Below are 20,669 nucleotides of genomic sequence, written 5' to 3'. Positions count from 1 at the left end.
CCGGCCCACTATAATGTCGCCAATTCCGACAAGAGGTGCTTCATGATCATCAAACCGCGTGTGCGTGGCTTCATCTGTGTATCGACCCATCCGACCGGCTGCGAAGCCAACGTCAAGGAACAGATCGAGTATGTGAAGGCACGCGGCCCCATCGCCAACGGCCCGAAGAAAGTGCTCGTGATCGGCGCATCGACCGGTTACGGCCTCGCCGCCCGCATCAGCGCCGCCTTCGGCTCGGGCGCGGCGACCCTCGGTGTGTTCTTCGAGCGCGCCGGCAGCGAAACCAAATCGGGCACGGCCGGCTGGTACAACACCGCCGCCTTCGAGAAATTCGCCACCGCCGAAGGCCTGTACGCGACCAGCGTCAACGGCGATGCGTTCTCCGATGCAGTGAAGGCGCGCACGATCGAAGTCATCAAGCGCGATCTCGGCAAGGTCGACCTCGTCGTCTATAGCCTCGCGGCGCCGAAGCGCCAGCATCCGAAGACCGGTGAAGTGTTCAGCTCGGTGCTGAAGCCGATCGGTAAGGCGGTCAGCCTGCGCGGCATCGACACCGACAAGGAAGTGATCAAGGAAACCGTGCTCGAACCGGCCACGCCGGAAGAAATCGCGCACACGGTTGCGGTGATGGGCGGCGAAGACTGGCAGATGTGGATGGACGCACTCGCCGACGCCGGCGTGCTCGCGGACGGCGCGAAGACCACCGCGTTCACCTACCTCGGCGAGAAGATCACTCACGACATCTACTGGAACGGTTCGATCGGCGCGGCCAAGAAGGATCTCGACCAGAAGGTGCTCGGCATCCGCGCGAAACTCGCGGCCAACGGTGGCGATGCGCGCGTCGCGGTGCTGAAAGCGGTCGTCACGCAGGCCAGCTCGGCGATTCCAATGATGCCGCTGTATCTGTCGCTGCTCTTCAAGGTGATGAAGGAACAAGGCACGCACGAGGGCTGCATCGAGCAGGTCTACGGCCTGTACAAGGACAGCCTCTACGGTGCCCAGCCGCATCTGGACGACGAAGGCCGACTGCGCGCCGACTACAAGGAACTCGACCCGCAAGTGCAGGGCCGCGTGCAGGAACTGTGGAATCAGGTGACCAACGACAACATCTACGAGCTCACCGATTTCGCCGGCTACAAGAGCGATTTTCTGCGTCTGTTCGGCTTCGACATGAAGGGCATCGATTACGAAGCGGACGTCAATCCGGATGTGCAGATTCCGAATCTGGTGCAGGTTTGACGCTGTTTGACGCAGGCTGTTTGAACCTGAAACGAGGTTGAAAAAGAGGCGGGGCGGTTCACTTGAACTGACCCGCCTCTTTTCATTTGATCCCCGCCCTACTCGCTTTTGCCTTCAGTGCACGGATACGCGCCCTGCAACGCGCGCAGAATCGCGAGCCCGATCGGGAAATCGTCCGCAATGCCCGGATGATTCGCGAAAAACGCATCGAGCATCGGATAGACGGTCTGGTTGCCGATCGCGAGTGTCTGCGGCGGACAGAACAGCGGCGGACGCTTCTGCGAAACGAGGTCGCCGTTGGCCCAGCCGAACGCGTTGATCGTGCCGGTGATGTAGGCGGCGTAGATCGAATCGTTGTCGGCGTGCGCCCATTTCTTGTATTGCGCGGCGGTCATTTCGGCGCTCGCGTTCAGCGCGGAGCATGCCGCCAGCACGGCCAGTGCGAATTTCGTTGCTCGCATCGCGGAGCCCTTCGAGGTCACAAAAGGCCGCCATTGTAGGGGACGGCGCGTGCATTGCGCAGAAGCGAAATGTGCAGGAAATTCGTCAGATTTGGCGATGGATTATGTAAGCGTCCTCGCGCGCTACCGGACACGCGGAAAAGCCGGATTCTCCGCGATGGGCCGCGCCCGCTGCTGCCCTCTTACACGTCCGGTCCTTCTCCAATCCAACCCGCGAATCAAGGCGTCCCGTTCCGGCAATACTCGCGATAGCCGCTGCGTTCCGAGAGCCGCGCCATATACGCGGTCAGTGCCGGAAAATCGTCGTGCTGCTGCGGTGTTTCGAGCCAGCGGTTCGCCGACAGCGCGATCGGAATGTCGGCGAGCGAGAACGACTGCCCGGCGATAAACGCGCCGGTACGCGCAAGCTGTTGCTCGACGATCGCCATATGCTTCGACCAGTTCGCGCACGACAGCGCGATCTGCTGCGCGTCCTGATGCGCGGGCGAACGCCGCACCAGCCCCATGAATGCATAGCTCCACGAGCGGTTCAATTCGCTCGCCTGCCAGTCGATCCATTGATCGCAGCGCGCGCGTTCGAGCGCATCCGCCGGATACAGCCATTCGCCGCGATAGCGGTTCGCCAGATAACGGATGATCGAATTCGATTCCCACAGCACGAACTCGCCGTCGCGAATTACCGGCACCAATGCATTGGGATTGAGCGCGCGAAATTCCGCGACGTCGGTCGAACGGAAGCCCGAGCCCCAGTCTTCCTGTTCGAACGAAACGCCGAGTTCCGCGCAGGTCCACAGCACCTTGCGGACATTGATCGAAGTGGTCTTGCCGAGTATCTGCAGCATGGGTGGGTCGCCAGATAGTGGATCGGAATGGATCGGTTGAATGCATGCGCACCGAACGTGCACAACCCCGCGAGTTTGCCCTGCGCGCGGCGTGCCGTCATCAGGCTTTGAGCGTGGCCTGCGCGCGGATCATGTCATAGAGCGCCTGCGCGGCCGGCGACAGTTGCGCGGTCTTGCGCGCGACCAGCACCAGCGTGCGCGACACCACCGGCTGTATCAGCTCGACGGTACGCACCGTCGGATACGCGCCTTTCTGCAGCGCGAGCGCCGGCACCACCGCCGCGCCGACCCGCTGCGCGACGAGCCCGAGCGCGGTCGAACTTCGCTGCACCTCATAGAACGAACGCAGCGCGAGGGCGCTCGACTCGAGCGCCGCATCGAGCAGCGCGCGATTGCCGCTGACCTCGCCGGCGAAAATCAACGGATAGGCCTGCAAATGCCGCCACGCGATGCGTCGCCGCTTCGCGAGCGGATGCTCCTCGTGGCAGATCAGCACATAGCGGTCTTCGGTGAGCGGCACCGTCGCCAGATCCGGATGATGCTCGCGCTCGATATTGATGCCGAACTCGGCTTCGCGGCGCAGTACCGCGGACTCGACCGCCGCCGACGCGTGGTCGAGAATCTTGATGCGGTTGTGCGGATAGTGCGTCGAATACGCCTGCAGAATGCGGGGCAAGTACTGGACCCCGACGGTCGGCACGCATGCGATCGATACGTCGCCGCGCCGCGCCATGCCGGTCTCGCGAATCTCGACCAGCGCATCGGCCAGTTCGCCCAGCAGACGGCGCGCCTGCGGCAGAAAACTGCGGCCGATTTCGGTGAGCGCCATCGAACGCGTAGTCCGCTCGATCAGCGTGACGCCGAGATAGGTTTCGAGCTTGCGCAGCCGCTGCGTGATCGCGGTTTGCGTGACGTGCAGCGCATCGGCCGCACCCTGGAAGCTGCCGCGATCGGCAATCGCGACGAAAGCCTGCACACCGAGCGTGTCGATTTTCATTAGAAAAATGCAGCAATCGGAATCATAAATTCATTTTACTCTGCGCTTCGCGCCGCCCAGAATGAGCGCACCGAACCCCACGAAGGAGCAAACGAATGATGGAGAAAGCCACCGCCGCGCAGCCCGACGACCAGGCCCAATCGCCCGCCGAGTCCCTGGCCGACTGGCAGGCGAAGCAGTACATGCTGTTCGAAAACGAGCGCACGCGCCCGGTGCGCGATCTGCTCGCGGCGGTGCCGGTCGACGGCGCGCGACGCGCGGTCGACATCGGCTGCGGCCCCGGCAATTCGACCGAGGTGCTCGCCGCGCGCGTGCCGGGCGCGGTCGTTAGTGGCATCGACAGTTCCCCCGATATGATCGCGGCGGCCCGTCAGCGTCTGCCGCAATTGAGCTTCGAAGCCGGCGATATTTCGACGTGGGAGGCGCGCGACCCGTACGACGTGATCCTCGCGAACGCGGTGCTGCAATGGGTGCCCGACCACGAGCGGGTGTTTCCGGCGCTGGTGGAAAAACTTGCCGGCGGCGGCAGCCTCGCGGTGCAAATGCCCGATAACCTCGACGAACCGGCGCACCGGCTGTTGCGCGAGGTCGCCAACGACGGCCCGTGGGCGGCTAAACTGACCGGGGTCGAGCGCACGATGCGCTATGGCGCCGGCTGGTACTACGCGCTGCTCAAGCCGCTGTGCGAGCGCGTCGACGTATGGCGCACGACCTACCACCATCCGCTCGCCGGCGGCGCCGACGCGGTGGTCGAATGGTTCAAGGGCAGCGCGCTGCGGCCGTTTCTCACCGCGCTCGACGAAGCCGAACGGGCCGCGTTCCTGCAGCGTTATCGCGACGAAATCGCCAGGGCCTATCCGGCGCTCGCCGATGGCACCGTGCTGCTGCCGTTCCCGCGGCTCTTTATCGTCGCGACGCGCGCGGCGAACTGAAGGAAGCCGCCCAACTGCCCAGCCCCCCGGCCCCGCCGGCGGGGCGTTCCGCCCCGTCCCGCCGCACGCTCGAACCGCCTCCTTGCACCCACAGCACCTGATCGGCGCGCGACACCAAACTCCGTTTTCCGCCTCCAGACACCCGCCCCAAGCTCGCCCAACCCCGCCCCAACCCGCACCGCGCGCCAGGGTTGGTCAGGAATTGCCGCCCGGGAATATCGCGTGCTAATGTTTATTGAAAGCGGAGGACGGCGTCACGCCGGCCTCACCGGGAAGCCATTTACCGCAGCGAGCGTCGCCATGAGTGATGTACGCCAACATCTGAGTCCCCGTGACCGCCTGGAGCTGCTGTGCTGGCTCACATGCGGAAGCCTCGGCGCTTATTATCTGAACGAAGACTGGCCCGACGCGGCGTTTCACGTGCAGGCCGCGCACAAGTGGCTCGATCGCCGCGCGCGCGAGGCCGACTGGCTGTGCATCGCGAAGCTGTCGGCCACGGCGGTCGAAATCGCCAGACGCCACGCGCAATTCGTCGACACCGACTGGGCGCGCGACGCGGTCGAAGAAATCCTCGATACCGACGATCTGGATCCGCAGGCCCGGCTGCTCCGACAGGTGCTGGCCGATTGCCAGAACGCACTCGCGGACAAGCGCCTCGCGGACTGATTTTTGCGCGGGTTTGCAGCGCTTTCAGGGCCAGTTATTGGCCCTTTTGCGTTGTTTGAGCGTAAAAACGCGGGCCCCGCCGCCTCGCTTGCGCGTCGCACGTCACACGTCGCGCGGGCGAAAACCCGCCGCTCACTCCTCCACCGCCGCCTTCAGCCTCGACAACGCCTGATCCCACTGCTGCGAGATCGATTCGAGCGCGCGCCGCGCCGCGTCCAGATGCGCGGGCTCGAATGCCCACAGACGCTCGCGGCCCACTTTGACATCGCGCACGAGACCGGCGCCCGCCAGCACTTGCAGATGCTGCGTGACCGACTGCCGTGTGATCTCCGTGCCGGCGGTCAACTGCGCGATCGACATTGCGCTGCCCGCGCATAACGCGGCAACCAGGCGCAAGCGCGTTTCGTCGCCGAGCGCCGCGAATACCGCGGCACAGCCGCCTAGCGCCGAAGCCTTGACACGCCCTCCCGCCGAGGCGGATGCCGCGGGCGCGGCCCTACCCTTGCGCGACATGTCGTTCGATATTGGTCATCTGCTGCGCCCAGCCGTCGCCGTTCAGGCGGAACGCATACTCGCGACGCGCGGCCGGCAACTGGTCGAAGCCCGATTCGACGACCCGCAGCAGCGTGCCGGATTCGACTTCGGTCAGCTCGAACACGACCAGCGTGGTCGGCTCCGGCGTGTAGTCGACGGTGACATCGATCGCGGCCGGATGCCAGCGCCACGACAGATGATGCTCGGGCTCGACGCGTTCGACGAGCACGTCCATCACCAGATGCTCATAGCCCGGATAGGTGATGTGCCCCTGCACGCTCTGGCCGGCGACGAACTGCTTGCCGGTCAGGTTCACGCCGAACCACTTGCCGAATTCCTCGGCGTTGGCGAGCGCGCGCCATACGCGCGAGCGTGGCGCGTTCAGCAGAATCTGCTTTTCGATACGATCGGTCGACGGGTTCATATGCAGCCTCCTGACTGCATATTAGACGCGCCACCTCGCAACGTGCAAGCATTCGGCTGCACTTTTTTGCCAGCGTGTTTCTTCAGTCTTTTCCGGCCTTTCGGGCGCGGCGTCGGTGCACACGCTGCAACGTCACAACACCGCAACGTCGCAACGCAGAAACACCGAACACCGCGCACAAGCCGTTATCCGGCTTACTCGGTTGCATGCGCATGCATCACGCCAGTCTGCATCGACCAGGCCATCCACGGACGGCGCAGTGCGACGATCGCGACGAACGCGCAGGCGGACAGCGCGCCGAAGGTCGCGAAGCCCATCTGATAGCTGCCGTTGGTTTCCTTCGCGATGCCCATCACGACCGGCAGATAGAAGCCGCCGATGCCGCCCGCCGCGCCGACGATGCCCGACATCAAGCCGGTACGCCCCGCCCAGCGATGCGGCACCAGCTGGAACGTCGCGCCATTGCCGAGCCCGAACGCGACATACAGGCACAGCAGCAGCGCGATACCGCCGGCGAGCGACGGCATCGCGGCCGCGAATACGAAGTCGCACACGGCGATGATCGCGAGCAGCACGGTCAGCGCGCGCACGCCGGACACGCGGTCGGCAATCAGGCCGCCGAGCGGACGCAGCATCGCGCCGGTCGCGGCGAGCAGCGCCATCAGCAGGCCCGCGTCGATCTTCGACAACTGATACAGGTCCGTCAGCAGCAGCGACACATACGAGGACATACCGACGAAACCGCCGAACGTGATGCTATAGACGAGCATGATGACCCACGTATCGCGCTCGGCGAGCACCGAGCGATAGCGTTTAGGCAGCACCGCGATCGCGAGCAGCGCGCCGGCCACCGGCAACAGCAGCACGCCGGTCTTGCCCGCGCCGAACAGGCCCGCCTGGACCAGCAGCACGAGCGCGATCAGGCCGGCGAGCGACGTCGCGAAGCTGCCGAACGCGCGCAGCGCGCTGCCCGATTTGATGCCCGTGTCGTTGGCCCACATGTACAGCATGATCGCGGCGAGCGCGAGCAGCGGCAGTGCGCCGCCGGCGGCGATCTGCCAGCCGTAGCGCGTCGCCAGTTGCGGAAACAGGAAGCCGTCGAGCACCGCGCCGATATTGCCGGCCGCGGCCAGCCCCAGCACCAGCCCCTGCACTTTCGGCGGATAGTTGCTGCCGGCCATTGGCAACGCGACCGCGAAGCTCGCGCCACCCACTCCGAGAAACACGCCGAGCACCAGCAGCATCTGATACGACGGCACGGACTGCAGCGCCGGCAGCACGATCGTCGGTATCGCCGACAGCAGCACGCCCATTAGCGCAATGCGCTTGCCATGCGCGGACTGATACAGATTGCCGAGCGTCACGCGCAAAATCGCCGCCGACAGCACCGGCACCGCGACCAGCAAGCCCTGTTGCGCGGGTGTCATCGCGATGCTTTTGCTGATGAACGGCGCGAGCGGCCCATACAGCACCCACACGGTAAAGCCGGTGTCGAAATAAAGAAAACAGGCGACGAGCGCGCGCCAGTCGCCGCTTCGAAGGGAGTGGATCAGGTTTTTCATCAAAGGTCCTTACGAGGCTGATTGCTCGACGCTCCAGCGCTTGTTGCTGATGCAATCGCGCCGGTGTGTCGTCCAGATTGCGAAACCGGAGCAGGCACGGGCGTCGTGCCGTCCGGGTGTTTCTTTTGAACTCTGCTGATGCCCGCTTTCACGCCCACCCGGGCGAGACCTCGCGCTCAATACACATCGCGTGCGTAGCGTTTTTCGCGCGTCATGCGGCTCACGTAGTCGAGCGCGTCGTCGTCGCTCATGCCGCCGTGCGTCGCGACCACCTGCTTGAGTGCCGTGTCGACATCGCGCGCCATCCGGTTCGCGTCGCCGCATACGTAGAAATGCGCGCCCTCTTCGAGCCAGGCCCACAGTTGCGCGCCGTGTTCGCGCATGCGGTCCTGTACATAGATCTTGTCGGCCTGGTCGCGCGAGAATGCGACGTCGAGCCGCGTCAGCAGACCGCTCGCGCGCATCGTTTCGAGTTCGTCGCGGTAGTAAAAATCGGTTGCCGCATGCTGTTCGCCGAAGAACAGCCAGTTGCGGCCGCGCTCGCCGCGCGCGCGCCGCTCGTGCAGAAAGCCGCGAAACGGTGCGATGCCGGTGCCGGGGCCGACCATGATCATCGGCGTGTCGCCGTGATGCGGCGGACGGAAATGCGCGGACTTCTGCACGAACACAGGCACGTCGGTGTCTCCAGCGCGATCGGCCAGAAACGTCGACGACACGCCCTTGCGATGCCGCCGCCCGTTGCTGTAGCGCACTGCCGAGACCGTCAGATGCACTTCACCCGGATGCGCTTTTGGGCTCGATGCGATCGAATACAGGCGCGGCTGCAAACGCTTCAACACGCCGGTCAGCTCGGCTGCCGTCACGTTCACTGGAAATTCGTGCAGCACGTCGGCCAGTTGCTGCCCCCACAACCACTGCTTCAGTTCGGTTTTGCGCGCGGGCGTCAGCAGCTCGCGCAACGCGCCGTTGCCGCTGCGCGCGGCGACAAAAGCAAGGGCTTCCGCGCTCGGCCGCGCGATCTCGTAGTGCTTGCCGAGCGCATCGGCCAGACGCAAATCGCCGATGCCCGCGACGTGAACCGGCGCATCCGCGCTCAGGCCGCTCAGCGAGATCAGTTCGTCGACGAGTTCGGGGCAGTTGCTCGGCCACACGCCGAGCGCGTCGCCCGCTTCGTATTCGAGGTTCGTGTCGCCGGTATTCAGCGACACGTAGCGCGTGTCTTTCGCCGCGCCCTGGCGGTTCAGCCGCAGATTGCCGACGAGCCGCGACGCGGCCGGCCGTGCCTTGGTCGGCACCACGCCCACCACCGCGTTGATCATGCCGCCCGGCGGCACCGCGTAAAGCGCGGCGTCCGCTTCCTTGATGCGCAGGATCACGCGTTCGAGCCAGCCGTCGGCGGCCGGCTGATATTCGCTATCGCAATCGACGCGCTCCATCAGACGCTGCGCGCCCTGCGCGCCGAGCCGTTCGTCGAGCCGGCGGCCATGGCCGCAAAACTGTTCGTAGTTGCGATCGCCGAGCGCGAGCACCGCGAAGTGCACGCCATCGAGACGCGGCGCGTTGTCCGCATTCAGTTGCGTCCAGAAGTCCTGCGCGTTGTCGGGTGGATCGCCGTCGCCGAAGGTGCTCGTCATCAGCAGCACGTATTGCGCTTTCACGAGCGTCGCGAGCGGATAGTCGGCCATGCAAGCGGTGCGGATTTCGAAACCCGATTCCATCAGACGCGTCGCGTAATGCTCGGTCAGCGATTCGGTATTGCCGGTTTGCGAGGCCCACAGCAGCGTGACTTTCGGACGCGCGCGCACGATGCGCACGCCCGATTCGCGCGGTTCTTCCGCGTGCGTGACATGGGGCAATGCCGTGGCTGCGCCGGTGCCGGTCGTCGTGCCGCGGCTATAGAGCCCCGCGAGCAAACCGTCGAGATAGAACCGCTTCGCCGGCTCGAATGGTGCGCTGGGCGGCAGCACCGGTACGCTATCGATGCCCTGCGCTTCGGCGGAACGCAGTCCGCTGACGAAGCCGCTCAGATAGGCGCGTTCGGCATCGCTCAGCGACGGCACCGGTTCGGGCGGCAGTTGCAACAGGCTGTTGAGTGCTTCGATACGACGCATAGGTTGATCCTTGGCGCTCGGAGGTTGAGCAACTGCGTGGGTATCCGCGTTGATCGACGAGGCAGTAGCTAGTTGAGCAGCGGCATCGGCGCTTGAATGAGCGACTGAATCAGTGCTCGCATTGGCACGCTCACCGCCGAACACCGCCGCATCGTTTTCGACCGTCACCGGACTGAGCGCGACCGCGCAAAACTTGAATTCCGGCTGCTGCGAGATCGGATCGACGGCATCGTTGGTGACCGCGTTGATGCACAGGTCGTCGCCGAATACGTCGTTCCAGTGCATCGGCGCGAAGCAGCTTCCGGCGCTGACGCGATCGGTGACGACCGCCGGCAGAATCGCGCGGCCGCGACGCGAACGGATCTCGACCGGCCCCTTCGCGCGGATGCCGAGCGCGGCCGCGTCTTCAGGATGAATCTCGACGAATGGCCCCGGATTCAGCTTGTTGAGCATCGCGACCTTGCCGGTCTTGGTCATCGTGTGCCATTGATGCTGCACGCGGCCCGTGTTCAACACGATCGGGAATTCACCGTCCGGCAATTCCGCCGCGGGCGCATAGGCGCGCGCGAAAAACTTCGCTGTGCCGCTCGCGGTCGGAAACGCGATGCGAGGACGGCTGCCGTCGTCGCGTTGCTTCAGTGTCTGGCTCACGCCATCGTTCAGATAGCGAAGCGGATTGCGCTCGGCGCTATCGCCTTCGGCCAGCGGCCATTGCAGCGGTGCCTGCCGCAAGCGCGGATAACTCGCGCCGCGCAGGTCGTAGCCGGTCGCCGGATTCGACGCGCGCGTGATCTCGGCGAATACTTCGTCGGCACTTGCATAGCTGAACGCCGCGGCGAAACCCATCTCGCAGGCGACGCGCGCGATGATCTGCCAGTCGGGCAGCGCCGCGCCGGGCGGCTCGATCGCCTGCTGCATCAGCGTCAGATTGCGCTCGGAGTTGACCATCACGCCTTCGGCTTCCGCCCATAGCGCGCCGGGCAGCAGCACGTCGGCGTAACGGTTCGTCTCGGTATCGAGGAACGCGTCCTGCGCGATCACGAGTTCGGCGGCGCGCAGGCCCGCAATCGCGTTCTGCCGGTTCGCGACCGTCGCCACCGGATTCGTGCAGATGATCCAGCACGCCTTGATATCGCCCGCAGCCATGCGCGCGAACAGATCGATCGTGCCGTTGCCGGCGTCCGCTTTCAGCGTGCCCGGTGCAATGCCCCACAGGTCTTCGATAAACGCGCGATCTTGCGCGACCAGCGCCGAGCGCTGCCCCGGCAAACCGGCGCCCATATAGCCCATTTCGCGGCCGCCCATCGCATTGGGTTGGCCGGTCAGCGAGAACGGTCCGCTGCCGCGCCGGCAGATGCGGCCCGTCGCCAGATGCAGATTGCACAGCGCATTGGTGTGCCACGTGCCGTGCGTGCTCTGGTTCAGCCCCATCGTCCAGCAGCTCATCCACTCGATCGCCGAGCCGATCATCTGCGCGGCGCGGCGGATATCGTCGGCCGCGAGGCCCGTGATGCGCGCGACGTTTTCCGGCGTGTACTCGGCGAGAAACGCGGGCATCGCGTCCCAGCCTTCGGTGAATTCGGCGATAAACGCGGGATCCGTCGCGCCGTCTTCGTGCAGCAGATGCAGCAGCCCATTGAGCAGCGCGAGATCGGTGCCGGGTTTGATCTGCAGGAACAGATCGGCTTTTTCGGCGGTCGTGTTGCGGCGCGGGTCGACGACGATCAGCTTCGCGCCGGCCTTCACGCGATCCATCATCCGCAGGAACAGAATCGGGTGACAGTCGGCCATATTCGCGCCGCTGACGAAGAACAGGTCCGCGTGATCGAAGTCCTCATACGAACCCGGCGGGCCGTCGGCGCCGAGCGACAGCTTGTAGCCGCTCGCCGCGCTCGCCATGCACAGACGCGAATTCGCCTCGATATTGTTGGTGCCGATAAAGCCCTTCGCGAGCTTGTTGACGAGGTACTGCGCTTCGATCGACATCTGCCCGGACACGTAGAACGACAGTGCATCGGGGCCGTGCTGATCGAGCACGCGCCGCAGCCGCGCGGCGGTATCGCGGATCGCTTGTGCCATCGGCAGCGGCACCGGGTCTTCGTCGCGTGCATGACGCACGAACGCGCCTTCAAGGCGACCCGAGCGGCGCAGCGCGACGTGCGCCGACTGCCCTTTGGTGCAGAGCCGGCCGAAGTTGGCCGGGTGCTCCTTGTCGCCGGAGATCTTCACGACCTGGCCGTCCTCGACGTGCAGCACCATGCCGCAGCCAACGCCGCAATACGGGCAGACGGTTTTGACGTCGGTTTTTACGCTGCTTTTTGAGCTATCGGCAGACATGCGCGAATAATCCGGTCAGGAAATCGGAGCGAAAAAAGGAACAAACAGGAACGAGCGAAACGGCGCGCGTCGCGTCAAACCGCGACCCATACCTGACCGTTTTCGACCCGTGCGGCGAATGCGCTGACTGAATACGCAGGCGTCTCCAGGCATTCGCCGGTGCGCAGATCGAAGTGATGCTTGTAGATCGGCGAGGCAACCACGATGCGCTCGCCGACATTGCCGACCAGCCCGCGCGACAGCACTGCCGCATGCGAGCCCGGATCGAAGTTTTCGATCGCGTACACAGTGGGCTCGGGATTCGCGTCGACATCGCCGCCGTCCACATGAAACACCGCGACCTGCTCGCCATTCACCAGCGCGCACACGCCGGTGTTCGGCACGATGTCGTCGAGCGGGCAGATCGCGGTCCAGGCGCGCGGCAGGTGTTCATTTTTCATGGCTGAGTCCTTGATGAGTGAAGCGAAATAACGGGCGGGTAATGCGGCGTTGAAGGCGACTTCAGGTGCAGCTTCAAGCCGGCTCGGCAACCACCGGAATCGCGACGAACGAAGCCTGCCGCTCGGCCGGCGTCGCCGGCCGGATCTGGCCGCGCTGTTCGACGAACGCAACGTTGCCGTCGCCTTCGCCGCTATTGACGAAATGGCGGAAGCGCTTGCGCGTCTCGGGATCGGTGACCGCCTTCTTCCATTCGCATTCGTAGGTATCGACCACGTGCTGCATCTCGGCTTCGAGTTCGCCGGCGACACCCAGCCGATCGTTGACGATCACATCGATCAGATAGTCGAGCCCGCCTTCGAGGTTGTCGCGCCACACGCTGGTGCGTTGCAGGCGATCGGCGGTGCGCACGTAAAACATCAGGAAGCGGTCGATATAGCGCACGAGCGTCGCGTGATCGAGGTCGGACGCGAGCAGTTCGGCGTGCCGCGGCTTCATGCCGCCGTTGCCGCACACGTAGAGGTTCCAGCCTTTCTCGGTGGCGATCACGCCGACATCCTTGCCTTGCGCTTCCGCGCATTCGCGTGTGCAGCCCGATACGCCGAACTTGATCTTGTGCGGTGTCCGCAGCCCCTTGTAGCGATTCTCGAGTTCGACCGCGAGGCCGACCGAATCGCCGACGCCATACCGGCACCACGTCGAGCCGACGCACGACTTCACAGTGCGCAGCGATTTGCCGTACGCATGGCCCGATTCGAAACCGGCGGCGATCAGTTCTTCCCAGATCGACGGCAATTGCTCGACGCGCGCGCCGAACAGATCGATCCGCTGACCGCCGGTGATCTTCGTATAGAGGCCGTATTTCTTCGCGACCTGCGCGACCGCGATCAAACCGTCGGGCGTCACTTCGCCGCCGGCCATGCGCGGCACCACCGAATAGGTGCCGTCGCGCTGGATATTGGCGAGGTAGTAATCGTTGGTGTCCTGCAGCGATGCGTGCTCCTTTTTCAGCACGAATTCGTTCCAGCAGGACGCGAGGATGCTCGCGACCAGCGGCTTGCAGATATCGCAGCCGAGGCCGCTGCCATGTTTCGCGAGCAGCGCGCCGAAACTGCGCAGGCCCTCGACGCGCACCAGGTGATAGAGCTGCTGGCGCGAATACGGGAAGTGCTCGCAGACGTGGTTGTTGACCGCGAGGCCCTGCTTTTTCATCTCGGCCTTCATCACCTGCGTGACGAGCGGCACGCAGCCGCCACACGAGGTGCCCGCGCCGGTCGCGCTCTTCAGCGCGCCGATATCGGTGGCGCCGGCGCACACGGCCGCGCAGAGTGCACCCTTCGACACGTTGTTGCACGAGCAGATTTGAGCTGCGGCCGGCAATGCGTCGACGCCGAGCGCCGGCTTCGCGCTGCCGTCCGCTTGCGGCAGGATCAGGAATTCGGGCGCTTCGGGCAACTCGATGCGGTTCAGCATCATCTGCAGCAGCGTGCCGTATTCGCTTGCGTCGCCAACCATCACGCCGCCGAGCAGATACTTGCCGCAGTCGGACACGACGAGCTTCTTGTAGATCTGTTTGCGCTCGTCGGCGAACTGATAGGTGCGGCTGCCCGGCGTGTTGCCGTGCGCATCGCCGATGCTCGCGACGTCGACACCCATCAGCTTGAGCTTCGTGCTCATGTCGGCGCCCGCGAAGGTGGCGCTATCACTGCTATCGCCGCTATCGTCACTCGCGCCGCTCAGTTGCTTCGCGACCACGCGCGCCATGTCGTAGCCCGGCGCGACCAGCCCGAACAACTGACCTTGCCATAGCGCGCATTCGCCGATCGCGTAGATATGTGGGTCGCTGGTGCGGCACGCATCGTCGATCACGATGCCGCCGCGCGCACCGAGTTCGAGTCCGCACGCGCGCGCGAGATCGTCGCGCGGACGGATGCCGGCCGAGAACACGATCATGTCGGTGTCGAGATGGCTGCCGTCGGCGAACTGCATCCGCTGCGCGCCCGCTTCGCCGTCGACGATCGCGGTGGTGTTCTTCTGCGTATGCACGGTGACGCCGAGCGCTTCGATGCGCTCGCGCAGCACACGGCCGCCGCCATCGTCCACCTGCACCGCCATCAGACGCGGCGCGAATTCGACGACATGCGTTTGCAGCCCCATGTCGCGCAGCGCCTTCGCGCATTCGAGACCGAGCAGACCGCCGCCGACCACCGTGCCGGTCGTCGCGCGCGCGCCGTAGTCGCGCATCCCTTCGAGATCGTCGATGGTGCGGTAGACGAAGCAGCCGTTGCGTTCGCGGCCCGGCACTGGCGGCACGAACGGAGTCGAACCGGTCGCGAACACGAGGCGGTCGTACGGCAAGGTCTCGCCGCTCGCCACGCTCACCGTGCGCGCTTCGCGATCGACCGCGACGACCTTCGCGTTCAGTTTGAGCAGCACGTTATGGCGCTCGAAGAAACCCGGTTCGACCAGCGACAGATCGTCGGCGCTCTTGCCCGCGAAGAATTCGGACAGATGCACGCGATCGTAGGCGGGCCGCGACTCTTCGCCCAGCACCGTGATGTCGAGACCGTGCGCGGCATCCTGCGCGAGGCATTCGACCAGCTTGTGGCCGACCATCCCGTGACCGATAACGATGATTTTCATGAGCGCGCTGTCCTCTGGCGTGGTGCAAAGCGATTGCGGAAATAAAAACGGCGTCCCGCGAATCCAGCCGAGGGCTGAATCCGGGGGACGCCGTTGTCCTGTTCGGTGATGCTGTAGCGCGTGCGTTGGTGCATCGCGCGGCGGACCGCCGTTGGCCCGCTTGCGACATCTAATGCAAAGGCTGTGCCAATCGCGAAGAATGCGCTGGAGAGCGCTGTGGCACGGGGTGTTGCGCGATCTCGCGCGAGTTCGCGGCGGCTGCCATGTGCGACGCGTTTTGATGCGGCAAGGCACAGGGATGGTGCGACGCAGCACTGTGCGCGTGCGAAAGCGGCGCATGGATGCGCAGCATTGCGGCGGAGTTTTTAGCGCTGGGGCGGGGTTGGTTCAGTTCGGGCTATGCGCGGGTTCATCATGGATTCAGCACCATCGCCGCATGATTGACGCGCCTCCGTGCCGAGGTTTGCATGCGTCTTGTCACGTGATGGCCTGGTCCTTGCATCAACGATGCGCAACGCCATCGCGGCAACGACGCCGTGATGACCGAGCCGAAGCACAACGCGGTGCGTCGGCTCGCATCGATCAACGCAGCAGAATCGGCGCGACACAGCGCGCAATGGACAACGGCGTCCCCTCGTGATCTTCACGAGCGGACGCCGTTTTTTCTGGCGGCATCGACTCGACAGATGTCGAGCCGCGGAAAAAACACCACGCCACGAACGAACCACACACAGCAACGGACAACCCAAGGACAGCGCGATGAATACGAACACCGGCAAGGTCACCTTACTGAGCGCGGGCCCCGGCGACCTCGACCTGCTCACGCTGAAAGCCGTCAAGGCGCTCGCGGCCGCCGACGTCGTGCTGCTCGATGAACTCGCCAATCCCGAGATCACGACGCTCGCGCCGCACGCGCGCGTGATTCGCGTCGGCAAACGCGGCGGCTGCCGCTCGACGCCTCAGGCGTTCATCGAGCGTCTGATGCGGCGCTATGCGCTCAAGGGGCTGCACGTGGTGCGCGTCAAAGGGGGCGACGCGTTGCTGTTCGGCCGCGCGGGCGAGGAACTCGCGATGCTGCGCGACGCGGGCATCGCGGTTGCGATCGTCAACGGGATTTCGTCGGGCTTCGCGGCCGCGGCGGGGCTCGGCATATCGCTCACGCATCGCCGTCATTGCCATGGCGTCAGCTTCGTCACCGCGCACACCGAGGATCATGGCGAGCCGGACTGGGCCGCGCTCGCCGCGACCCGCACGACGCTCGCGATTTATATGGGGATGCGGCGCATCGGCCAGATTGCCGACGCGTTGCTCTCGCATCTGCCGGCCGACACGCCGGCCGCGGTCGTGCAGTGGGCCGGAGGCGCCGATGAACAACGATTGTTGACGCGGCTTGACCGGCTCGCCGCCGATGCCGCGCAGGCGGACTTTGGCAGCCCGGCGGTGATTCTGGTGGGCGACGCGGTCGGCGAGAGTGTCGATGCGCGTTATGGCTCGGACGATCCGCAAGCCGAAGAAGTCGCGGAGGCGGTCGCGCATGCGGCCTGAGGTTTCGTTTGACTCATCATCGCGCTTGCCCGAGGTTAAGGCGCGCAATGACCTCGACCATCCCCGCCGCCCCGCATCACGAAGAGCCGGCGCGCTTCAAAGCCAACCGGCGGATGCCACTCAATCACCAAACCCCAACTCCGCCTCGACCTGCTGGCCGACCCGCAACCACGCGCCGGCTCCACTCGCGACGAGCGCGTTGTTGCCGAACGTGACCGCGCCCTGGAAGTTTGCATTGACGCGATAACCGAGCATCGTGTCGGTCGGCTCGTTCGGCCACGCCGGATCGGGCGCGCCGCGGGCCTGATCGATGTTCGGCATCGGGCAGCGCGAACATAGCTTGACGAGCCGCAGTTCGACATGCGGATCGTCGCCGGCGGTATTCGTCGCCGCCACGTCGGCGCTCAGCGTCTCCACATAGTCTTCCTCGTACGCGTCGAGCCCGCTCAGCACGATGTTCGGACGAAAGCGGTCGATCCTGATCGACGGCGCGCCCTTGCCGTTCAGCCGCGCGTTCAGGTCGTCGAGCGATGCCTGGCCGATCACCAGCAGCGGAAAGCCATCGGCGAAAAAGGTCGTGGCGCCGCCGGTGCTCGCGGTGTAGCCAGGGTCGACGATGCGCTCGCGCGCGGGATTGAAGCGCAAGAGCCGCGCCGGCAGGCCGAGGAATTCAGTGAACCATGCGGCGGCTTCGTCGCCGGTGTCGAGGCCGTAGGCCGCGTCGCGCCAGACTTTGGTCTCTACTTTCACTGCCGCGCCGAGCCGCGCGGCATCGAGCGGCGTGCGCAGCACCGGCATGCCCGGCGCACTGACGATCAGGTCTGCGTCGCCGATCTCGACGCGGATCAGCGCCATGCGCGGATAGGCACGCTGCGTGAGCATCGCGCCGTCGGGATCGGTGATCATCCAGTTACGGTCGTATTCGAGGCCGGTCGCAAGCAGGCGCGCCTCGCGCAGCGCGATACCCGCGCAGGATTTGATCGGATAGACGAATAGTTCGCTAATGGTCGGCATGGTCGGGGCACGAGGTGCGCGGTTTTGCAGTGAAGAGGAGATTGTAAGGCGCACTGCGCACGGGCTTCCAGCGGCAGCGCGGGCCCGTCCAGCCCAGCCCAGGGAAGCCGCCGTTTCGCCGCACCGCGCCGGGAAGTAAAATCCTCTGATATCGCGCGTGCGCCTCGCGCCGCATCACCGGTCACTGGATAAAACCAGTAGAAACTTCCCTACCCTCAACGAGACAGGACATTCACCATGCTGAGCAAACCCGTGTTGACCGTGGCTGAAACGACCCGCATCCTCGCCGCCGCCCGCGCGGAAGCCGAGAAAAACAACTGGGCCGTCTCGATCGTCGTCTCCGACGACGGCGGCCATCCGCTCGCGCTGCTGCGCCTCGACGGCAGCGCGCCGTCGAGTTCGTATATCGCCACCGAGAAAGCCCGCACTGCGGCGCTCGGCCGCCGCGAAACCAAAGTCTATGAAGACATGATCAACAACGGCCGCACCGCATTTCTGAGCGCGCCGCTGCTCGGTACGCTCGAAGGCGGCGTGCCGGTCATCGTCGACGGCCAGGTGATCGGCGCGGTCGGCGTGTCGGGCGTCAAGTCGGATCAGGACGCGCAGATCGCGAAGGCCGGTATTCAGGCACTCGCCGGCTGACACGCCGGCTTGCCAGCCGGCCGCAGTAAAAGCAGCAACTCCGTGACACCACGCGGACCGATGCCCCCTCATCGGTTCCATAACAGATGGAGCAGTCGATGACTCAGATGAATCAGCGCGGCGGACTGCAGGTCGCCGCCAATCTCGACCAGTTCGTTGAAACGGAAGCCCTGCCCGGCACCGGAATCGACAGCGCCGCCTTCTGGTCGGGTTTCGACGCCCTCGTTCACGAGCTGGCGCCCAAAAACCGTGCACTGCTCGCCGAGCGTGATCGCCTGCAAGCGGAACTCGATAACTGGCATCGCGCCAATCCGGGCCCGGTCCGCGATCTGCTCGCGTACCGCACCTTTCTCGAAGGCATCGGCTATATCGTGCCGACGCCCGCCAAAGTCCAGGCCACGACCGACCACGTGGACACCGAAATCGCCGACCAGGCCGGCCCGCAGCTGGTCGTGCCGCTATCGAACCAGCGTTATGCGCTGAACGCCGCGAACGCGCGCTGGGGCAGTCTGTACGACGCGCTGTACGGCACCGACGCGATTCCCGACGCCGATGGCGCCGAGCGGCAGAAAGCCTACAACCCGGTGCGCGGCGCCGCGGTGATCGCTTATGCGCGCAAGTTTCTCGACCAGGCCGCGCCGCTCGCGAACGGCTCGCATGCCGACGCGACGCGCTATAGCGTTGAAAACGGCCAACTCGTCGTCGCGCTGAAGAACGGCACCGGCGTGCTGCAAACGCCCGCGCAGTTCATCGGCTATCAGGGCGACGCGGGCGCGCCGTCCGCGGTACTGCTCAAACACCATGGCCTGCACGTCGAGATCCAGATCGATGCGAACGATTCGATCGGCAAGACCGATGCGGCGCATGTGAAGGATGTGGTCGTCGAAGCGGCGGTCAGCACGATCATCGATTGCGAGGACTCGGTCGCGGCCGTCGATGCCGACGACAAGGTCCTGCTGTATCGCAACTGGCTCGGCATCATGAGCGGCGATCTGACCGAACAGGTCACGAAGAACGGCAAGACGTTCACGCGCCGGCTCAATCCGGATCGTGAGTACACCGGCGCCGACGGTAAATCGCGGGTCTTGCTGCATGGCCGCTCGCTGCTCTTTATCCGCAACGTCGGCCATCTGATGACGAACCCGGCGGTGCTGACGAAAGACGGCCACGAGATTCCGGAAGGCATTCTCGATGCGGTGATCACCACGCTGTGCGCGCTGCGCGACCGGCACAACAAGCTCAATTCGCGTACCGGCTCGATCTATATCGTGAAGCCGAAGATGCACGGCCCGGCCGAAGTTGCGTTCGCCAGCGAGCTGTTCGCACGCGTCGAAGATCTGCTGAAGCTGCCGCGCAACACGATCAAGATGGGCATCATGGACGAGGAGCGCCGCACCAGCGTGAACCTGCTCGCGTGTATCGCCGAGGCGTCGGCGCGCGTCGCGTTCATCAATACCGGCTTCCTCGATCGCACCGGCGACGAGATGCATTCGGCGATGCAAGCCGGCCCGATGATGCGCAAGGGCGACATGAAGTCGAGCCAGTGGATCACGTCGTACGAGCGCAGCAATGTGCTGGTCGGTTTGAGCGCGGGCCTGCGCGGCCGCTCGCAGATCGGCAAGGGCATGTGGGCGATGCCGGATCTGATGCACGCGATGCTCGAACAGAAGATCGGGCATCCGAAGGCCGGCGCGAATACCGCATGGGTGCCCTCGCCGACCGCGGCGACGCTGCATGCGCTGCACTATCACCAGGTCGATGTGCAGGCGGTCCAGCAGGAGCTGGAGCGCACCGCCTATGCAAGCGTGCGCGACGAACTGCTCGACGGGCTGCTGACAATTCCGGTCGTCGAAAAGGCACAGTGGAGCGATGACGAAATCCGCGCGGAGGTCGACAACAACACGCAGGGCATTCTCGGCTACGTGGTGCGCTGGATCGACCAGGGCGTCGGCTGCTCGAAGGTGCCGGACATCCACAACGTCGGGCTGATGGAAGACCGCGCGACGCTGCGCATTTCGAGCCAGCACATTGCGAACTGGCTGTATCACGGTGTGATCGAACGCGAGCTGGTCGAAGAGACGTTCAAGCGGATGGCCAAGGTGGTCGACGCGCAGAACGCCGGCGATCCGCTTTATCAGCCGATGGCACCGGGCTTCGATACGATCGCGTTCAAGGCCGCGCAGGCGCTCGTATTCGAAGGGCGCGAGCAGCCGAACGGGTACACCGAGCCGTTGCTGCACAAGTTCCGGCTCGAGGTGAAGCAACAGGGTTGAAGCTTCGCT

The 20,669-nt window shown here is 65.0% G+C and carries 16 protein-coding genes; 6 read left to right on the top strand and 10 right to left on the bottom strand.

The genetic code is table 11. The features are described 5' to 3' along the window. Positions 1 to 42 precede the first annotated feature (42 nt). Complete coding sequence (fabV, locus tag L0U82_RS08845; protein ID WP_233830095.1) at positions 43 to 1,239, top strand: enoyl-ACP reductase FabV; 1,197 nt, start codon at positions 43 to 45, stop codon at positions 1,237 to 1,239. A 98-nt stretch (positions 1,240 to 1,337) separates the two neighbouring features. Here the strand turns inward: fabV and L0U82_RS08840 are convergent, their stop codons facing one another. From L0U82_RS08840 to L0U82_RS08830, 3 genes are all read right to left on the bottom strand, one after another. Then, the gene (locus L0U82_RS08840) at positions 1,338 to 1,700 is read right to left on the bottom strand and encodes a hypothetical protein (protein ID WP_233830090.1); all 363 of its coding nucleotides are present in this window, start codon (positions 1,698 to 1,700) and stop codon (positions 1,338 to 1,340) included. Positions 1,701 to 1,918: 218 nt separating this feature from the next. Then, positions 1,919 to 2,542 carry a glutathione S-transferase family protein gene (locus tag L0U82_RS08835; RefSeq protein ID WP_233830089.1) on the bottom strand — a complete coding sequence of 208 codons (624 nt, stop codon included), beginning with the start codon at positions 2,540 to 2,542 and terminating at the stop codon, positions 1,919 to 1,921. 100 nt (positions 2,543 to 2,642) lie between these two features. Then, on the bottom strand, positions 2,643 to 3,539 hold the full coding sequence (locus tag L0U82_RS08830; RefSeq protein ID WP_233830083.1) for a LysR family transcriptional regulator: 897 nt from the start codon (positions 3,537 to 3,539) through the stop codon (positions 2,643 to 2,645). Positions 3,540 to 3,637: 98 nt separating this feature from the next. Between L0U82_RS08830 and tam the strand changes: the two genes are divergently transcribed. Both tam and L0U82_RS08820 read left to right on the top strand, forming a co-directional pair. Then, the gene (gene tam / locus L0U82_RS08825; protein WP_267929565.1) at positions 3,638 to 4,471 is read left to right on the top strand and encodes a trans-aconitate 2-methyltransferase; all 834 of its coding nucleotides are present in this window, start codon (positions 3,638 to 3,640) and stop codon (positions 4,469 to 4,471) included. 300 nt (positions 4,472 to 4,771) lie between these two features. Continuing rightward, positions 4,772 to 5,137, top strand: coding sequence for a hypothetical protein (locus L0U82_RS08820; RefSeq protein ID WP_233830081.1), 366 nt, complete (start codon positions 4,772 to 4,774; stop codon positions 5,135 to 5,137). 132 nt (positions 5,138 to 5,269) lie between these two features. Here L0U82_RS08820 and L0U82_RS08815 read toward each other — a convergent pair whose 3' ends face one another. The 6 genes from L0U82_RS08815 to nirB all read right to left on the bottom strand — a co-directional run bounded on the left by L0U82_RS08815 (position 5,270) and on the right by nirB (position 15,186). Further along, entirely contained in the window at positions 5,270 to 5,650 is a 381-nt protein-coding gene (locus L0U82_RS08815; protein WP_233830080.1) for an ArsR/SmtB family transcription factor, read from the bottom strand. Then, complete coding sequence (locus tag L0U82_RS08810; protein WP_233830078.1) at positions 5,634 to 6,095, bottom strand: SRPBCC family protein; 462 nt, start codon at positions 6,093 to 6,095, stop codon at positions 5,634 to 5,636. The genes L0U82_RS08815 and L0U82_RS08810 overlap by 17 nt, the downstream gene beginning before the upstream one ends. A 194-nt stretch (positions 6,096 to 6,289) precedes the next feature. Next, positions 6,290 to 7,657 carry an MFS transporter gene (locus tag L0U82_RS08805; protein WP_233830077.1) on the bottom strand — a complete coding sequence of 456 codons (1,368 nt, stop codon included), beginning with the start codon at positions 7,655 to 7,657 and terminating at the stop codon, positions 6,290 to 6,292. A 176-nt stretch (positions 7,658 to 7,833) separates the two neighbouring features. Further along, positions 7,834 to 12,027, bottom strand: coding sequence for a bifunctional nitrate reductase/sulfite reductase flavoprotein subunit alpha (locus tag L0U82_RS08800; RefSeq protein ID WP_233833188.1), 4,194 nt, complete (start codon positions 12,025 to 12,027; stop codon positions 7,834 to 7,836). A 152-nt stretch (positions 12,028 to 12,179) separates the two neighbouring features. After that, positions 12,180 to 12,545 carry a nitrite reductase small subunit NirD gene (gene nirD, locus L0U82_RS08795; protein WP_233830076.1) on the bottom strand — a complete coding sequence of 122 codons (366 nt, stop codon included), beginning with the start codon at positions 12,543 to 12,545 and terminating at the stop codon, positions 12,180 to 12,182. 73 nt (positions 12,546 to 12,618) lie between these two features. Beyond that, positions 12,619 to 15,186 (bottom strand): nitrite reductase large subunit NirB, encoded by a 2,568-nt coding sequence (nirB, locus tag L0U82_RS08790; protein ID WP_233830075.1) that lies wholly within the window; start codon positions 15,184 to 15,186, stop codon positions 12,619 to 12,621. A 759-nt stretch (positions 15,187 to 15,945) separates the two neighbouring features. Here nirB and cobA point away from each other — a divergent pair. Then, a complete protein-coding gene (gene cobA, locus L0U82_RS08785; RefSeq protein ID WP_233830074.1) occupies positions 15,946 to 16,731 on the top strand; it encodes a uroporphyrinogen-III C-methyltransferase in 786 nt (261 codons plus the stop codon). Between the two features lie 120 nt (positions 16,732 to 16,851). On the opposite strand, the gene L0U82_RS08780 is transcribed toward cobA, so the two are convergent. Further along, positions 16,852 to 17,745, bottom strand: a complete 894-nt coding sequence (locus L0U82_RS08780; protein WP_233830073.1) for an MOSC domain-containing protein — start codon at positions 17,743 to 17,745, stop codon at positions 16,852 to 16,854. 237 nt (positions 17,746 to 17,982) lie between these two features. On the opposite strand from L0U82_RS08780, the gene L0U82_RS08775 reads away from it, so the two are divergent. Both L0U82_RS08775 and L0U82_RS08770 read left to right on the top strand, forming a co-directional pair. Next, positions 17,983 to 18,387: a GlcG/HbpS family heme-binding protein gene (locus L0U82_RS08775; protein ID WP_233830072.1), complete on the top strand. Its 405-nt coding sequence runs from the start codon at positions 17,983 to 17,985 to the stop codon at positions 18,385 to 18,387. A gap of 98 nt (positions 18,388 to 18,485) precedes the next feature. Beyond that, positions 18,486 to 20,660, top strand: a complete 2,175-nt coding sequence (locus tag L0U82_RS08770; RefSeq protein WP_233830069.1) for a malate synthase G — start codon at positions 18,486 to 18,488, stop codon at positions 20,658 to 20,660. Positions 20,661 to 20,669: the final 9 nt, after the last annotated feature.

The sequence above is a fragment of the Paraburkholderia sp. ZP32-5 genome, from assembly GCF_021390495.1.
In the GTDB taxonomy this organism is placed as follows: Bacteria; Pseudomonadota; Gammaproteobacteria; order Burkholderiales; family Burkholderiaceae; genus Paraburkholderia.
Note: the sequence above shows the minus strand (reverse complement) of the source record. Positions and strands in the feature narration are given on the sequence as shown.

What these genes read in the sequence shown, in the direction of transcription:
- fabV (WP_233830095.1), top strand. Translation starts at nt 43, where the DNA reads ATGATCATCAAACCGCGTGTGCGTGGCTTCATCTGTGTATCGACCCAT.
- L0U82_RS08840 (WP_233830090.1), bottom strand. Translation starts at nt 1,700, where the DNA reads ATGCGAGCAACGAAATTCGCACTGGCCGTGCTGGCGGCATGCTCCGCG.
- L0U82_RS08835 (WP_233830089.1), bottom strand. Translation starts at nt 2,542, where the DNA reads ATGCTGCAGATACTCGGCAAGACCACTTCGATCAATGTCCGCAAGGTG.
- L0U82_RS08830 (WP_233830083.1), bottom strand. Translation starts at nt 3,539, where the DNA reads ATGAAAATCGACACGCTCGGTGTGCAGGCTTTCGTCGCGATTGCCGAT.
- tam (WP_267929565.1), top strand. Translation starts at nt 3,638, where the DNA reads ATGGAGAAAGCCACCGCCGCGCAGCCCGACGACCAGGCCCAATCGCCC.
- L0U82_RS08820 (WP_233830081.1), top strand. Translation starts at nt 4,772, where the DNA reads ATGAGTGATGTACGCCAACATCTGAGTCCCCGTGACCGCCTGGAGCTG.
- L0U82_RS08815 (WP_233830080.1), bottom strand. Translation starts at nt 5,650, where the DNA reads ATGTCGCGCAAGGGTAGGGCCGCGCCCGCGGCATCCGCCTCGGCGGGA.
- L0U82_RS08810 (WP_233830078.1), bottom strand. Translation starts at nt 6,095, where the DNA reads ATGAACCCGTCGACCGATCGTATCGAAAAGCAGATTCTGCTGAACGCG.
- L0U82_RS08805 (WP_233830077.1), bottom strand. Translation starts at nt 7,657, where the DNA reads ATGAAAAACCTGATCCACTCCCTTCGAAGCGGCGACTGGCGCGCGCTC.
- L0U82_RS08800 (WP_233833188.1), bottom strand. Translation starts at nt 12,027, where the DNA reads ATGGTGCTGCACGTCGAGGACGGCCAGGTCGTGAAGATCTCCGGCGAC.
- nirD (WP_233830076.1), bottom strand. Translation starts at nt 12,545, where the DNA reads ATGAAAAATGAACACCTGCCGCGCGCCTGGACCGCGATCTGCCCGCTC.
- nirB (WP_233830075.1), bottom strand. Translation starts at nt 15,186, where the DNA reads ATGAAAATCATCGTTATCGGTCACGGGATGGTCGGCCACAAGCTGGTC.
- cobA (WP_233830074.1), top strand. Translation starts at nt 15,946, where the DNA reads ATGAATACGAACACCGGCAAGGTCACCTTACTGAGCGCGGGCCCCGGC.
- L0U82_RS08780 (WP_233830073.1), bottom strand. Translation starts at nt 17,745, where the DNA reads ATGCCGACCATTAGCGAACTATTCGTCTATCCGATCAAATCCTGCGCG.
- L0U82_RS08775 (WP_233830072.1), top strand. Translation starts at nt 17,983, where the DNA reads ATGCTGAGCAAACCCGTGTTGACCGTGGCTGAAACGACCCGCATCCTC.
- L0U82_RS08770 (WP_233830069.1), top strand. Translation starts at nt 18,486, where the DNA reads ATGACTCAGATGAATCAGCGCGGCGGACTGCAGGTCGCCGCCAATCTC.